The organism is Cyanobacteria bacterium GSL.Bin1 (genome assembly GCA_009909085.1).
Classification (GTDB): domain Bacteria; phylum Cyanobacteriota; class Cyanobacteriia; order Cyanobacteriales; family Rubidibacteraceae; genus Halothece.
On sequence record JAAANX010000046.1, the window covers coordinates 1 to 16,145 of the forward strand.

13 protein-coding genes and 1 pseudogene are annotated in these 16,145 nt (G+C 44.8%); 9 read left to right on the forward strand and 5 right to left on the reverse strand.

The window, feature by feature from the left end:
• The coding region (locus GVY04_04590; protein ID NBD15432.1) for a transposase at window positions 1-404 on the forward strand (404 nt) is incomplete at its 5' end.
• A gap of 11 nt (window positions 405-415) precedes the next feature.
• Here the strand turns inward: GVY04_04590 and GVY04_04595 are convergent.
• Window positions 416-853, reverse strand: coding sequence for a Rieske 2Fe-2S domain-containing protein (locus tag GVY04_04595; protein NBD15433.1), 438 nt, complete (start codon window positions 851-853; stop codon window positions 416-418).
• A gap of 214 nt (window positions 854-1,067) precedes the next feature.
• Here GVY04_04595 and GVY04_04600 point away from each other — a divergent pair, with 214 nt between their 5' ends.
• Window positions 1,068-1,829: a photosystem reaction center subunit H gene (locus GVY04_04600; protein NBD15434.1), complete on the forward strand. Its 762-nt coding sequence runs from the start codon at window positions 1,068-1,070 to the stop codon at window positions 1,827-1,829.
• A 52-nt stretch (window positions 1,830-1,881) separates the two neighbouring features.
• On the forward strand, window positions 1,882-2,715 hold the full coding sequence (locus GVY04_04605) for a hypothetical protein (protein ID NBD15435.1): 834 nt from the start codon (window positions 1,882-1,884) through the stop codon (window positions 2,713-2,715).
• Here the strand turns inward: GVY04_04605 and GVY04_04610 are convergent.
• Window positions 2,712-3,638: a pyridoxamine 5-phosphate oxidase gene (locus GVY04_04610; GenBank protein NBD15436.1), complete on the reverse strand. Its 927-nt coding sequence runs from the start codon at window positions 3,636-3,638 to the stop codon at window positions 2,712-2,714. The two genes, GVY04_04605 and GVY04_04610, sit on opposite strands and share 4 nt — an antisense overlap.
• Window positions 3,616-4,218 (reverse strand): glutathione S-transferase, encoded by a 603-nt coding sequence (locus tag GVY04_04615; GenBank protein ID NBD15437.1) that lies wholly within the window; start codon window positions 4,216-4,218, stop codon window positions 3,616-3,618. Before GVY04_04615 ends, GVY04_04610 begins: the two co-directional genes overlap by 23 nt.
• Window positions 4,219-4,431: 213 nt before the next feature.
• Between GVY04_04615 and GVY04_04620 the strand changes: the two genes are divergently transcribed.
• Entirely contained in the window at window positions 4,432-8,025 is a 3,594-nt protein-coding gene (locus GVY04_04620; GenBank protein NBD15438.1) for an NACHT domain-containing protein, read from the forward strand.
• 485 nt (window positions 8,026-8,510) lie between these two features.
• Here GVY04_04620 and GVY04_04625 read toward each other — a convergent pair whose 3' ends face one another.
• Together GVY04_04625 and GVY04_04630 are read right to left on the reverse strand one after the other, a co-directional pair.
• The gene (locus GVY04_04625; protein NBD15439.1) at window positions 8,511-8,768 is read right to left on the reverse strand and encodes a DUF4278 domain-containing protein; all 258 of its coding nucleotides are present in this window, start codon (window positions 8,766-8,768) and stop codon (window positions 8,511-8,513) included.
• A 279-nt stretch (window positions 8,769-9,047) separates the two neighbouring features.
• On the reverse strand, window positions 9,048-10,835 hold the full coding sequence (locus tag GVY04_04630; GenBank protein NBD15440.1) for a hypothetical protein: 1,788 nt from the start codon (window positions 10,833-10,835) through the stop codon (window positions 9,048-9,050).
• Window positions 10,836-10,958: 123 nt separating this feature from the next.
• Here GVY04_04630 and GVY04_04635 point away from each other — a divergent pair, with 123 nt between their 5' ends.
• From GVY04_04635 to GVY04_04655, 5 genes and pseudogenes are all read left to right on the forward strand, one after another.
• Window positions 10,959-11,972 (forward strand): glycosyltransferase, encoded by a 1,014-nt coding sequence (locus tag GVY04_04635; protein NBD15441.1) that lies wholly within the window; start codon window positions 10,959-10,961, stop codon window positions 11,970-11,972.
• A 590-nt stretch (window positions 11,973-12,562) separates the two neighbouring features.
• Window positions 12,563-12,745 carry a hypothetical protein gene (locus GVY04_04640; GenBank protein NBD15442.1) on the forward strand — a complete coding sequence of 61 codons (183 nt, stop codon included), beginning with the start codon at window positions 12,563-12,565 and terminating at the stop codon, window positions 12,743-12,745.
• Window positions 12,727-13,307: pseudogene (locus GVY04_04645) on the forward strand (Uma2 family endonuclease). The gene GVY04_04640 and the pseudogene GVY04_04645 overlap by 19 nt, the downstream one beginning before the upstream one ends.
• A gap of 163 nt (window positions 13,308-13,470) precedes the next feature.
• The gene (trxB, locus tag GVY04_04650) at window positions 13,471-14,874 is read left to right on the forward strand and encodes a thioredoxin-disulfide reductase (protein ID NBD15443.1); all 1,404 of its coding nucleotides are present in this window, start codon (window positions 13,471-13,473) and stop codon (window positions 14,872-14,874) included.
• A 211-nt stretch (window positions 14,875-15,085) separates the two neighbouring features.
• The gene (locus GVY04_04655) at window positions 15,086-16,096 is read left to right on the forward strand and encodes a pentapeptide repeat-containing protein (protein ID NBD15444.1); all 1,011 of its coding nucleotides are present in this window, start codon (window positions 15,086-15,088) and stop codon (window positions 16,094-16,096) included.
• The last annotated feature ends 49 nt before the right edge of the window (window positions 16,097-16,145 follow it).

The window sequence follows — 16,145 nt, forward strand, 5'->3', positions numbered from 1 at the left end:
AGCGACGGCGCATTCCGCGCTTGCCGGTGAGAAATCTAGTGAAAAACCACAATTTGGCGAAGTCGATTAGTGATGTCGCTTGGTCCCAATTTCGCGTTTGGCTGGAGTATTTTGCCGACAAGTTTGGCAAAGTAACAGTTGCCGTCCCCCCGCACTACACCTCGCAAGAGTGTTCTAATTGTGGGCGGATCGTGAAAAAAGGTTTGTCCACCCGAACACATACTTGTCAGTGCGGGGCAAACCTTTGCCGCGATGAAAACGCAGCCATCAACATTCTCAAGAAAGCATTAAGTACGACGGGGCACGTCGGAACTCACGCTTGGGGAGAAGCCGCCTCTACTCTGGTAGAATCCGTTCTGTCAGAGCAAGCAGCCTCGATGAACCAAGAATCCCCCGCGCTTTAGCCGGGGGAGTGTCAAGACTGACTGACTTTGACTAAAACTTGGTTATCTTCAGTTTTGACTTCATAAGTTGTCAGAGGAGTGGTTGCGGGTCCTTGTAGTAACTCACCCCGAATGGTAAATTCTGAGCCATGACAAGGACAAGCGAGTCGTTCGCCACTTTCAGTGAGAGATACGGCACAACCCTGATGAGGACACCGTTGATCAAGGGCAATTAAGTCATTGTTAGCACTACGAATAACAATTGCACTCGCAACATTATTGGTTAATTTACCCTTAGCATCGAGTTCTTCCACTGTTCCGACGACTTGAAAGCCATCAGACCGGATTGCCTCGCTAGTTGTCGATTCTCCTTCAGAATTACTTTCTCTCGGTGCATTACAACCAATCATCGAGGTCAAAATTGCACTCATACTCATCCAACCGACAAACCGACGACGATTCATTTTCATAATGTTCTTCCTCGACAAGGCTTAATTATTTTGTAATTCAGGAGCGGGTTGTCTCTGATAATAACTGATGCTAAATGTTTGCCTTTTTGATGATTTTAAGCGCTTGAGACGGAGTTAACTGATCGGATCATTGCAAAATTATTATTTAGAATTAAAGTGAGTGGTCAAGAATTAATCACACTTAATCCTCAGGTATTAGAGGAGGTGAAGAATAATGATGAATGTGATTCGTCGTAGCCAAATGATTGGATTAATGGCAATGGATCGCAGCACTGCAACTGGCTATGGCAGAATTGATGAAGTTTGGGTCGATGAGTCCGGTCGCGTTTCTTATTTCAGCAGCGACCAAGGCTATGTCCCTTTAGAAGAAGTGGCAGTGGTCGGTCCTGATGCTGTGCTAAGTTATTCCGATTTGGGCTTGGATACGCCTCATGATTCTTTCCGTCAACTCCATCGCGTTCCTATTCGCATGTCTCGCGCCAGTGATCCGGTGGGTTGGATTGAAGACTTTTTGTTTGACTGGGAAACGGGAGATATTGTGGCTTATATCTTAGAAGGGGACATTGCCAGTCCATTCGGCGATCGCGCTGTCTTATTCCCCGATGATGTGGAAGTGATCGACACGGATGCTGTGGTCATTCGAGATGGGGCAAAAGACCGCCTGAAAAGCGAAACTGAGGGGTTAAAAGGCTTTTTAAGCGAAAAATCTCAACAAGTGAAGCATTTTGTCAAACGAATGCGCGATCGCGCTCAATCTTTAATTAAACCTGACGACAAACCTGAAACGGTTCGGGTCAAAATTAAACAAGTCAGTGATGAACTGACTGCTTCGGGAAAACATGATCACCATGCAGTACGGGAAGCAACAGAGTTTTTGCAAGAGCAATGGCAACAGCTTCAACATCGGGCAGCAAAAGCGGGAACTCGGATGAAAAAAGCATTTGATCAGGCTTGGCAACGTCTGACAAAAAAATAAGACGGGTGCGCGAGTGAGATAACAGTGACTTAAAATCAAAAACGGAGGAACGATGAGCCAATTTAGCCGAACTTGGTGGGGACAAAAATTCATTGCCGTGATGGAAAAAGTCGGAGATGAAGGACGTCTCAGTCGCGGTCGTTCTTACGCGCGAGGGAATAAAGTCAAAAGTTTTCAGATTCAAGATGGGGGGGTCACTGCGCAAGTGCGAGGATCAGTGAATCCCTATTTTGGAGTGTATAAAGAACCGCTTTATCACATTACTTTAGAATTTCAACCGATTAGTGCTGCGAAATGGTCGGCAGCGATCGCGCTGATGGCATCCAAAGCCAGTATAATCTCTCGTCTGCTTCTCAAGGAAATTCCCGATAATATTGAAGAGACTTTTGCCCAACTCAATCTCAATTTCTTACCCAGCACTCACAAAGACTTTCACGCCACCTGTAGTTGTCCCGATTGGGGCGATCCCTGCAAACATATTGCTGGGGTGTATTATCTCCTGGCTGCGGAATTAGACCACGATCCGTTTCTACTGTTTGAATTGCGGGGATTATCGCGAGATGACCTTTTAAAAGAACTGGCGAAATCGCCTCTCGGGGAAACCCTTTCTGCTGAGTTGCAACTAGAAGCGCGATCGCCGCAAGTAGTTGCATCCTATTATCCACCGCTGCAAACGGTTAAAACTGAGATGTGCCAGAACCTACGAGAGTTTTGGCATGGCACAAAACGTTTACCGCAAACCATCGATGCACCGCCCCAAGTTCCCATCTCAGGAATTCCCATCAAGAAACAAGGGGATTTTCCGCCCTTCTGGCAACGGGATCATTCTTTTATTGAAGTGATGGAAACGCTCTATGATCAGGTAAAAACAAAGGGGCAACTCTAGCGAGGATTAACTGGAGAATATTCCCCAAATTGCCAGCGCCAAGGAACAGCGTGCTGGGTTGCTAAGATTTGGTCAATGTCAAAACTTACTAAACGCTTTGCCCCAGCAAAGTCTTTGATTTGTTCTCCATCCCAAATCACTTGAGCTTTCCCTACGAATTGAAGTGTCGAACCCGTCAGAAAATCAAGAAATAATAAACCCGCTTGCGGATTCAGGTGTAAATTGCCGAAGGTTTGAAACATATTATTCCCGGCATAATCAGGAAAGATTAATTGCCGATCCGACAAAACTTTAACAAATCTGGGTAAGCCTCCGCGATGAGACGTATCAGCGCCTCTTTCCGGGTGATAGGTGCTAATAAAAAAAGTATCTGCTTGCGTGATCCAAATTTCATCTTGCTTCAGTAAGGTGCTGCGGGTTGCAGGTTGCGGTTGACGGATGACCTCATCGGCTGTCGTTTCCAAATGACGCACTTGAATATATTTGGGACAGTTAAAAAAGGTCTCCTGAACTTGAATCACAAGATTTTCTGCGGATTCTCCCTTGACTTGACCATTGATCCGTAAACGGCGACGATTGGCTAAGTCAATGACCAAAAGCCCGATAACAGTGTTATGAGATAAGTTGCGGTAGAGGGGATCACCGGGAATCAGAATTGGTGTTAGGTGGATGGTTCTATGATCCAAAACTTGCATGAAACCGGCTTTTCCAAGTAGAAGAGAAGTCCAAATCTTGCCTTGTTCATCAATTGTCCCTGCAACAGCAAACGATTGATCCAAAAGAAACTTTTGCGCAGCCGGTTTAAGGGAAGCGTGAATAACACCGCTTAATTGTTGGGCTTCTGCTTCTACCCCGGCTTGGGCTTGAACAGCGCGTTCTCCGGCATGGAACGCTGCGTTGTTATAATCCTGGCATTGGGACATAATGGGATAACCTTTGGGTGCGTTTAATCCAAGCCACAACATGAGGATAGGGATCGAGAGCAATTTTGCCATCGGGGGCTAAGCCCACGTAAGGAAAACAAGCAATATCGGCAAGGGTAGGACGGTTAAATTCGAGCCATTCTCGATTTTCTAAACGTTTGTTCAGAACTTCTAGGACTTCCTTACTTTTAGTTTGTGCTTTTTCTAAGTCCACATCGGCATCAAACAGAAAGTAGAGTCTGGCAAGGAACAAACTATTATTAATTTCATTGACAGCAAAAGAGAGCCACTGCATAATTTTTGCCATGGCAGTCGGGTCTAAGGGTAGCCATAACCAGTCATCCGCATCATATTTCCGCGCTAAATAGACCAAGATCGCTTGCGAATCTCTGATCACAACGTCTCCATCCACTAAAACCGGAACTTGACCTAAAGGATTAATGGCTAAAAACTCAGGCGATTTTAGTTCACCTTGTTTATAGTCAATTGGTCGCTTTTCATAGGTAACATTGAGTAAGGATAAAAATAAGCGGACTTTGTGACAATTGCCAGAGAGATCAATATCATAGAGCTTCATCATTTTTTCTCTGTCCGTTACGAAATTAATCGTTGTTATTTTAATTTTCTATCATTGTCAAGACTCGTGAGAGATCAGTTTTAATGATAGAAACTGATCTTGTTATTTTGACCGCGATGTGTTTAGCACTAACTGTAATGGAACTTCACCTAATTTATACTTGTAAAAGTTAAGGGCTAATGGTTTTTATTCCTTCCTAATTTTAAGGAAATGACCATGACAAAAAATCTCAAGGCTTCTGTGTTAGGACTCGCAAAAATTAAGCAAGCTAGAAAACAGAAAGGATGGTCTGTTAATGATTTCCAATGGCTAGAAGCAGCGAGTCAAATTTTAGGCGTATCTTGGGAAGAAACTGGGGTTTTAGCTGTTGGAATTTCCGAAGGAACATGGAAACGATTTTTAGCAGGAAAACATGGCATCAATGCCGACGCATTTAAAGCGTATTGTCAGGTTTTGGGGATTTCTTGGGAAGAAGTATCGGCAACCAAAAGTTCTGATTCTCAGCTTGATTTAGACGCAATTGGTGATGACTGGCAAGATGCACCGGATGTCTCCGTTTTTTATGGTCGCGATCAAGAATTACAGACGATTAAACACTGGATTCTTGAAGAAAAATGTCGGTTAATTACTCTCCTGGGGATGGGAGGAATTGGGAAGACCACCTTAGCAACGAAGTTAGCCCGAAACTTAATTGATGAGGTCAACTCCCAAAAGACCTTTCAAGGCATCATTTGGCGGAGTCTTCGTAATGCACCCTCTTTAGAAGATTTGTTAACGGAACTGATTCAGTTTGTCTCTCATCAACAAGCAATGATTCCGCCGCAACCCGAACAACAAACGCTGTTACTTTTAGAGTATCTGCGGCAGTTTCCGGTGTTGTTAATTTTAGATAATGTGGAGTCGCTACTACGGGCGGGCGATCGCCGCGGACGATTTCGAGAGGGCTATGAAGATTATGATCGCTTCTTGCGCTGTTTGGCAGAAACCCCGCATCAAAGCTGTCTGTTATTAACCACTCGCGAAAAACCCTATGGCTTAGCTAAGTTTGAAGGGGAACAATTACCGGTGCGATCGCTGCAATTATCGGGAGTATCCACAGATGTAGCGCGATCGCTGCTGACAGCAAAAGGCAATTTCAGCGGTTCTGATCCCGAGTGGGAGACATTAGTCTCCCGTTATGGGGGGAATCCCCTCGCCTTAAAAATTGTCGCAACATCGGTTCAAGACTGCTTTGGCAGTAGTATTTCCCAGTTTTTAGCGATGCAGCAGCAAGGGATCTTAATTGTTGATGATATCCGCGATCTCCTTGCCCAACAATTCCAACGGTTAACCGTTTTAGAACAAGACATCATGTATTGGTTAGCGGTTAATCGAGAACCGATTTCCCTCCTGCAATTAAAAAGCGATCTCTTAGGAAACGTGCCATTGAGTGACTTGATGGAGGGGTTGAGTTGTCTGCAACGACGGTCTCTAATTGAATCCAGCAGCAACAGCGAGAGTGCGACATTTACCCAGCAACCCGTAGTCATGGAGTATGTGATCAATCGTCTGCTGGAAGAGGTGGCAGCAGAAATTGGAGATGGGCAAATTGCCGAAAAGAGAACGCCATTATTGGTCACTCACGCACTGCTGAAAGCGCAAGCGAAAGATTATGTTCGCGAAACCCAGGTAACACTAATTCTCAAACCTTTAATTGAACAACTGATTACCGAATTAGGAGAAGCAACCTTATCCTCTCGGCTAACGGAAATTTTGGCACAACTCCGAGGCAAACCTTGCCCCCAAACCGGCTATGCTGGCGGCAATATTTTGAATTTAATGTTAGCGGCGGGCATGGAGGTTACCCATGCTGATTTTTCCGATTTAACGATTTGGCAAGCCTATTTACAGGGGGTAACCTTACACGGCGTCAATTTTGCTGGATCCGATTTATCCCGTTGTGTCTTTACAGAAATGCTAGGAAATACCTTAGCGGCTGTCTTTAGTCCGGATGGTCAAATCCTTGCCACCTGCGATACCGATTGTCGAATCCGCATGTGGGAAGTGGCAAGTGGGAAGTTAATTTTAGTCTGCGAAGGGCATCAAAATTGGGCGCGATCGCTGTCTTTTCGGGCGGATGGACAAGTGCTGGCGAGTGCAGGCGCAGACCAGACGATTAAACTCTGGAATCTTGCCGATGGCGTGTGTCTTAAAACCTTAACCGGACATGAACATGAAATTTTTGCCGTTGCCTTTAGTCCTACTGAACCCCATCTTCTTGCGAGTGGTAGCGGCGATCGCGCAGTGAAAATTTGGGATACTTTTACTGGATACTGTTTACACACGCTAACCGGACATACGGATTGGGTGCGAGGCGTTGCCTTTAGTCCGGATGGTGAGATTGTAGCGAGTGCCAGTGCCGATCACACCATTAAACTCTGGACACGCCAGGGAGAGTGTTTGTATACCCTACTAGACCATGAAAGTTGGGTTCGATCCATTGCCTTTAGTCCCCAGGGTAATCTTCTTGCCAGTGGCAGTGGCGATGGGACGATTAAACTCTGGGATTATCGCAATGGACAATGCGTTAAAACCTACCAAGGGCATCAAAAGAGTATCTATGCCGTTGCCTTTAGTACTGATGGTATTCTCGCCAGTGGTAGTGGCGACTCTACGATCAAACTGTGGGATATCCAGCGCGATCGCTGTTTGCAAACGTTACAAGGTCATGAAAATGAAGTTTGTTGCGTCGCCTTTAGTCCCCAAGGACAGATGTTAGCTTGTGTCAGTTTAGACCAAACGGTTAAACTTTGGGATGGCAAAACCGGACAAGTGTTAAGAAGCTGGTATGGCAACACCGATTGGGCATTACCGGTTGCCTTTAGTCCCGATGGGGAAACCCTGGCCAGTGGCAGTAACGATAAAACGATTAAGCTATGGCATTGGCGAACGGGGGAATTTCAGCAAAGTTTAGCCGGACACGAGGATTTTATCTATGGTCTGGCTTGGTACAAAACTGGGGAAATCCTTGCCAGTGCGAGTACCGACTCGACTGTGCGCTTGTGGGACGTGAAAACCGGTCGCTGTTGCCAAATCTTACAAGGACATACCGATTGGGTGTATGCGGTTACCTTTGTTCCGGGTTCTCCCAATTTAATTGCCACCGCTAGCGCCGACTGTACGATCAAGATTTGGCAGTGGCGAACTGGCGTGTGCTTACAAACGTTGGCAGGACATACTGATAAAATTTTCACATTGAGGTTTCGTGCTGATGGTCAATTATTAGCCAGTGCCAGTGCCGATCAAACTGCGAAGTTATGGGATGCGACAACCGGACATTGTCTTAAAACCTTATCGGGACACAGCGGACGCGTGTATAGTGCAATTTTTTGTCCCCGTACCCCCATTATTGCCACTTGCAGTACCGATCAAACTATTAAGTTATGGGAGGTTGAGTCAGGAGAATGCCTCCAGACCTTAACTGGACATGACAACTGGATTTTCGCGATCGCGCTGAGTCCCGATGGTCAAACCCTCGCTAGTGTTTCTCACGATCAAACCTTAAGGATTTGGGATTTAGCCTTTGGCAAGTGCGTACACATCTGCCACGGGCATCAGCGCCTTATTTCTGCCGTTGCCTATAGTAGCGATGGCAGCGTGATCGCCACCGGATCGCAAGATCAAACGGTCAAAATCTGGGATGCAAAAAATGGTCATTGCTTAAGAACTTTAATTGCTAAACGCTTGTATGAAGGGATGAATCTTCACAACGTGAAAGGACTAACCCCAGCAACGCTATCCACCTTACAATCATTAGGGGCAGTTTTGTAGAAGCTTGAAAGCAAAATTGACGCTCCCATCACCGGAGGTGAGGGATTCTTGGGCTGAGTCTTGCCTCCATTAACTAAGTTAATTTTGGTCTTACGGTCTCATGTCCTACCTGACTACACCTTTTACAGCAAGCGCTCTTAAAGGTAGCTCCCCAAGCGTTTAGATTTCCGTCCGCCCGACGGTATCGTAATTTATTTTGATCTCCCGCCCTTGATACTTATCGATCAGTGGAGCAATGGGGCAAGCGGTTTTCGATACCCACTTGGTGCAGTTAGCCTTTTTCCAGCCGGAGCAAAGCGTGAGGATAGGTTCGTACTACACGACTAATCCAATATCCCTCCTTTAGCTTGCCAAAATCATACCACACAACTATCCTGATTCATCCCATCATTTGAGATGAGGGTCTTCTCAGGATGACAGATAAAACCCGCCTGAGTGCAATAAAGCAGGGTAGCGGGATAATAAGCCAATGATATTAACATTATTCACGCAGGGCAAGGAATCGCCTGATCACCAAGATTTATAGCAGTATTTTCATAACGACGATAAGGAACACCACGGTACTTTAAATTATGTTGGGGAACGAGCGGTAATTCCATTGGACGTTGCAGGAAGTAGGTTGCCCCACGATAGCGAACTGGCGTTTGTGTCGGCACTGTCTCAATAGCAAGAGACATTTTAGAGTAAGAAACACCACGGTAGGTTAAAGAAGAAATAGCTTGGGAATTGATTTGAGTTTGCATGATAAATACCGTTTGAATATTGACACTTTTATTTATACGGCGCTTCTCATGCGCAGTCGATACAGATTAGTTAGGGAACTCAACTTTTAGAAACGACTTAACTTTTACCCATCTCTTCAATTTAAATTGAACGCGGTTGGCGACAAGTCAAAAATATTTAATTTCCTAAACGTAGTAAACGTAATCTGCTGTAAGATCTAACTCTGCACGAGGCGCGATCGCGCTGAGTCCTGACGGTCAAACCCTCGCTAGCGTTTCTCACGATTTATGATTCAGTCACTAGTCATTGCGATAAATCCCGATACCATTATGGATCCGGGCACTGGTTGCAGGAGAACGATTGATCAGTTCGCCGCCGAGATAAAGAGAAGTTGAACTCCCACCGTCTAAGTTAAGTGCTTCCACTGCCCCTAGACGCTTTAAAAGAGCAGTCTCCTCAGCGAGAGTCGGTCCCTTTCTCCCAATACCATCCCCAATTGCCACTAAAAGAATTTTACCTTGTCGGTTGAGCGCGATCGCGCTGCGATGTGCTTTTTGGTTGATAAAGGCGGAACTAAAGTTTTCTCCTTCTGCATCCAAGACCACTTGCCCATTTTTAATCAACAAGGGACCAGCTGCCATAATATTGGGATATCGCTCAAAATAGCCTGGAAAATTTTGACCTTCTAGCTGTAACGCGGTTCCGATCTTAAAAGCTGAGGCAAGTTCTGGTTGCTTACGAATTGTTAACACATAGCCATTGCTTGGAATCGGAATCCGTTGCTCTTGACTCAAATTGCCGGTGACTAACCGTTCCACCCTAGAATTTTCCACCACAACCACGGTTTCTTGGTCTGTGAGTGGCGTGTAAGTTACCCCCCAAGCCGGGGTATAACGGGCAATGCCGGATTGCACATAGCCACTATTGAGGGCTTGTAGCGCAAACGTTTGTCCGGTATCCGTACGGAGCGTTTCTTCGTAGCGTAAGCGATCCATAATCATTTGTCCTTGATTATCCCACGCGATCGCGCCGCGATTTAAAATAGGACTGGAATACCATTCTCCCTCTCGTTTAATTGCCCCAAGGGGTAATTGGGTATCCCGATTAAAAAATCCACCATTAATCGCAATCCATACATCATTTGCTTTTCCAGTCTTCGTTAAGCGAGCAATTCCTTGCATTTGCTGAGGATTAGTCCAAATCGGAGTGAAGTTTAAGTTTGCCACCTGCGGCTCTAGCTCTAACCATGTCACAGCAAAAGTTGCATCTGTGAGCGAAAGATAATCCTGTCGCCAGTGAATCCCTTCTGCCCAATGAATTTGTTTAGCTTGGAGATCATCAGGGCGTAAATCAATAACTAATCGCGCTGGCTTGGTCAAAGTACTTACCCGTAAATGGAATGTATCAGGTAAATTAACTTGTAGTTGCGTTTGGTTACCCTTTGGCTTAACAACCAGTAAAGAGTGATCCGCTTTTTCTTCTGTGGCTTTTGGATTTGGGGAAAACTGTTGGCTAATCCGAGAAGCAGTGAAAGCCGGAAGCTCAAAATTGGCTTGTTCTTGCCCTTCTTTCACCTGCCAGAGGAGAGGGCGATCTAAATCAATCACGATTCGTTGTCCCCACGATTGTTTCCCAAGGCGAATGTTTTGGATTTCTGCTGGAGTTGTCGTAATTTCGAGTTGATTGTCTAAGACAGATAATTGTTCTGTTGTTTCGTTTAAGATTGGAGTAAGATCCAGATAGCGATTTCCTTGAAGATGCTGCGCCGTTAATCGATAAGCAGAACGATTTTCTCCACCAAACCACCAGACCGGTTGAACTTGTGGATTATTGCTACTGAGTAATTCTAAGCCAAGCCATTGCTGAGCTGCTGTATCCGTTATACCAAGATGAGTGGTGCCATTGGCTTCCCACTGTCGCCAACTGATTGGCAGTTGCTCACCATTCAATGTAATTTCTTCGCCTTGGCGCAATACATTGACCTCAATCGGAGAGGTTTGAGCGTTACTTACTGTTGTCAACAAAATACAGCTAATAACCGTTGTTAAGCCCAATCCAATTTGGCGTCGCCATTGATCCCATCTCATACGCAATATTTTTCTCGAAAAAGTCTGTTTTATTGTCTCATAATCGAGAAAATTGAATGACTCTTATCAACATCCAAATCAGGTAAAATCAACATAGTGTTGATCTTGATTTGTGAGGTGCGAGTGAGTGATTCCCTTAGTCTTTCGGAAAACCCTACCTATCCGCTGCCCGTTAAACCTTATGTTTCGGTGATCCTTCCTATTTATAATGAAGTAGAAAGCTTGGAGACTTTGGTCAACGCGATCGCGCAAACTCTTATGCCGATCAATCATGCTTATGAAATTATCTGTGTCGATGATGGCTCGAAAGATGGTTCAACCGAACTTCTCAAAGATTTAGCCGACAAACGCAACGACTTGTGTGCAGTGATTCTCCGGCGCAACTATGGACAAACTGCTGCCATGGCGGCGGGATTTCATCAAGCGCAAGGGAGATTCATTATTTCCCTCGATGCTGACTTGCAAAATGACCCCACTGATATCCCAGAAATCCTTGCCAAACTGGAAGAAGGTTACGATCTGGTCAGTGGATGGCGCAAAAACCGTCAAGATGCAGCCCTTACTCGTTTACTACCCTCAAAAATTGCCAACTGGCTGATTGGACGAGTAACCAATGTTCGCATCCACGACTATGGCTGTTCTCTCAAAGGCTATCGCACTGAACTCCTTGCGGATATGAATTTATACGGGGAACTCCATCGCTTTCTGCCAGCACTCGCTTTTATGGAAGGGGCAAAAATTGCTGAAATTCCTGTCAAACATCATCCCCGACGTTACGGGAGTAGTAAGTATGGTTTGGGGCGTACCCTTCGCGTCCTCATGGACTTACTGACCATCTGGTTCATGCAGAAGTTCCTCACCCGCCCCATGCACGTTTTTGGTTCTCTTGGTTTACTTTCCCTGGGATTAGGGGTTTTAATGGGAGGATATTTAACTATTTTAAAATTTGTTTTTGGGCAAAGTCTTGATGATCGCCCTCTACTGATTTTAGTCGTGGTGCTGCTCTTAGCAGGAGTGCAACTTTTCTCTTTTGGCTTACTCGGAGAACTCCTCATTCGCACGTATCATGAATCCCAAGGTCGGCCCATTTATCGAGTGCGAGAAATTGTTTCGATCAATAATGATTCAGTCTCTTAATTCGCGTTGGCTTAACTAGCTAAAACTTTGACTAAGACTTTATGATCATCCTAACAAAATTATCCCAATTCTCCGAGAGAATGTGGGAGAAGGAAACTTCCACGATGTTATTTAGTGAAAATTTTTAAGTTGGAGTTTTTTATTTCTTCTTTTTTCGATTCCGAGATTTTTAGGACTGATGCATTGACAGAATGGTAAAAGGATGCAGTCAGTCGATCACTTAAAAAGTAAATGCCTAAGAGCTTAAGTAGCGCGAAGGCTGTATTGTTGTGCTATTTTCAGGGCTTCTCGATGCAGTTGGGAATCGCCATAAAGCTTTAATCCTAAGTTTAAAGCCTGTTCTAAAAATGCTTCTGCTTCACGAGAAGTGAGCTGACCAGCTAAAGAGGTAATCTGACCATTACCTCATCACCGAAAAAATTGCATGATTGAACCATGATTAGCTAGCTTTTTGTTGACGCTTTTTGCGGTAGAAGCGGTAGGAGAAGTAACTGCCTAATGCAACTAATCCCATTGTGCCTTCCGCTTCAAAAGGAACGGGTTCAGCTCCTGACACTGAACTGTTTAAGTATTTTTGAACATTGTCAAGGATGGCAACCGCAATGACAGGCTACAGAATCCCAAGCCATTACACTGACTCAGCTTCCCCCGAAAAAGTAGAAATTCTGGCAGGGCAAATAGTCGTTTGCTCCTTGCTAAATCAAAAACGCTACAATGATTTAGAACCTTGGTTGGAAAAAGAACCCGTGTGGCGATGCCGATCGCGATTCTGAAAGGATTTAGAATCACTCCAGAACAATTCAATCAACTCGCCGAGATCGAGCAACTTTCAAAAATCGAGTTGACTGAGACTGGAGAACTAATTGTTATGAGTCCCACTGGCGGGGAAGCAGGGGAAAAAACTTTAATTTGTATATCGATCTGGGAATCTGGAATCGTCAGACAAGATTGGGAAAAGCCTTTGATTCCTCGACAGTATTTGTTCTACCTAATGGGGCGAGAAGAAGTCCTGATGTCAGTTGGATCAAATTAGATCGTTGGAATCATTTAACCTCTCAAGAAAAACAAGGATTTCCGCCGATCGCGCCTGATTTTGTCATTGAGTTAGTCAGTGCGAGGGATTTAAAAAGCCAGGGCTATGAAGACTTACCGGCAAAGATGCAAGAATATCTAGAGAATGGGGTGCAGTTAGGTTGGTTAATCGAACCCTTGGCAAAAACCGTGGAAATCTATCAACTGGGGCAACCTGTAGAGGTTTTAAATAATCCTCAAACCTTATCAGGGAAAGATGTTTTGCCTGGATTTATTTTAGATTTAAGTGAGATTTTTTCCTAGGGTGCTCCGTGAAAACAAGTATGAGTTCGGGTGGACAGCGCTTTCTTATCGGCAATCAAGTTCTTCCATAGGGTCGATCTTTCAATTTCTATGCTTTTCCGAAGCGGTCGATCGCGCTATAATACAGATTAATTCGGAGTCGTTATGAGTTTAATTAAAAAGTATGAGCAATTCAACTGTAGAAAACCTTGTCATTATCGGATCAGGACCTGCAGGTTATACGGCAGGGATTTACGCGGCACGCGCTAACCTTAAACCAGTGATGTTTGAGGGTTTTCAGGCAGGTGGTGTTCCTGGTGGACAGCTAATGACCACCAGCGATGTGGAAAACTATCCCGGATTCCCCGAAGGCATTACTGGCCCCAAATTAATGCAAGATATGAGAGCGCAAGCCGAGCGCTGGGGAACGGAAGTTTATACAGAAGATGTGATTTATGTTGACTTAAAACAACGTCCGTTTACAATTCGATCACAGGAACGAGAAGTTAAAGCTCATAGCGTCATTATCGCGACCGGCGCCAATGCGAAACGCTTACATCTCCCCAACGAAGATAAATTCTGGAATATGGGCATTTCTGCGTGTGCCATCTGTGATGGCGCAAATCCGATGTTCAAAGATAATCATGTAGTTGTGATCGGTGGTGGTGATTCCGCAGCAGAAGAAGCCGTTTATGTGACCAAATATTGCGACATGGTACATCTGTTAGTGCGTCGTGAAGAAATGCGCGCCAGTAAAACCATGCAAGATCGCGTCCTCAATCACCCGAAAGTGACCGTGCATTGGCATACAGAAGCAGTTGATGTCTATGGACAAGAAGGCGGTTTCTTAGAAGGGGTGAAGATTATTAATAATCAAACAGGGGAACAAAGTAATTTACCAGCGCGAGGTTTATTTTACGCGATCGGGCACACCCCTAATACCCAGTTATTCCAAGGACAATTAGACCTAGATGATGTAGGCTATATTATTACCAAGCCTGATTCGGTCGAAACCAGTATCGAAGGCGTTTATGCAGCAGGAGATGTGCAGGATCACGAGTTCCGACAAGCAGTCACAGCAGCCGGAACCGGTTGTCAAGCAGCAATGCTTGCAGAGCGCTGGTTGTCCGCGCATGAATTAGCAACGGAGTATCATCAAGAAACCAGTGGCGAAACAAGCCAAGAAACTGCCAGTACTCAGGAAGAAGATAAACCGGTTGCTGATACGGCAGAAACCTTTGATATCAATCAAACGCGTCACTACGGCGGTTATGCGCTGCGTAAATTATTCCATGAGAGCAATCGCGTTTTGATTGTCAAATATGTGGGTCCTAACTGCGGACTCTGCGCAACACTTGCCCCCATTTTAGAGGGTGTCATTGATGAGTATGAAGACAAAGTGCATTTTGTCGAAATTGATATCGCCGAAGAACCAGATATTGCTGAGAATGCCATGGTTACGGGTACACCAACCGTCCAATTTTTCCGCAACCAAGAAATTGTGGATCAACTGCGTGGTGTGAAACAAAAAAGTGAATATCGGCAACGAATTGAAGAGTATCTTCCGGAAAAGGTCAGTGCAAAATAGAAATCATCTCTCATTTAGGTTGGTCCAGTGAATTTCGGTTAAAGGGTCAAGGAGAAGGGTTTTTTAAACTTTCCTTTAGCCTTGATCCTTTTTCCTTGATCCATCAATTAAAAATTGACAAACGACTTCCTCAGCCAAAAACGATTTTCTGGTCCCTTCATTTGATAGCATCAACAATAATACGATTCAAATCCAGTTGATTGAGCCATCAATGACCAAAACAGTACGCTTAACGCAGTCCACCGACGCTTCAGCACTCACTCTCCTTGGTACTCCTGATCCTGATGACTCCGGGAGTAATCCAACCATTAATCTTGCGGTGGGACTGAAATTGAGTACAAGTGAATTCTTCCTGGGAAAAGGAAAAGTTAAATACGGTTTTACGGGGGGAACGCTCAAATTAGACCTCAGAGCGGCATATTTCACTCATTTTTCCGAAGATATTAAGCATTCTCTCCCTATTACTAAATTTCCCACCACCACTCACCCTAGTTGGAAATTTGCCTTACCAGCCGGTTTCAATGTTCTGGAAATTGATGCAGAAACCCTTCCCCTTGGCTGCATCACCCCAACCGCTGAAAATTGGTCAGTGGATGTTAGCTTAACCATCGGTAAATCGGAACTACTCATTACAGAAGTAGAAGGATTATGGCGTCATGATCTGCGCCCCAATAAACAAGCGATTCTCCATCGTAAAATTGCCCTCTTTCTGCTGGAAAACTACCTACCATCTCCCCTAATTTCCCTACAAATGGATTCATCCTTAACCGAGGAAACTAGGTCGCCAGCTTCAACAGACACCTCAGGTTTACTCAACATCATTCAGAATATTATTCATGCGGAAAGCAACAATTTCTTTGAACTCTGCAAAATTGCCGATCTCAATCCGCGCCTCGATTTTGCTGGTGCAAACCTGCGCGGAACAACCCTCAGAGGACTGGATTTAAATGGAGCAAATTGGTCGCGAGTGAATCTACGCGGTGCTGAATTGACAGATGTTGACTTTTCACAAGGAAATTTACAAGGGGCAAAATTAAGCGGTGCTGACTTATCTGGGGCTTATTTGAGTAATGCCAATCTCAAAAATACGGACTTTCATCGGGCGAGTCTCGCACTGGCTAACCTCAGTGGCGCAAACTTACAAGGAGCGAATTTACAGGAAGCTAACTTAAGTCAAGCTAACTTTAATGATTGTGATTTAGAAGGGGCAAAATTTGATTAAATCTTTTCTATGTCATGGTTTACACTTGATGGACTTTACAATTAAGAAT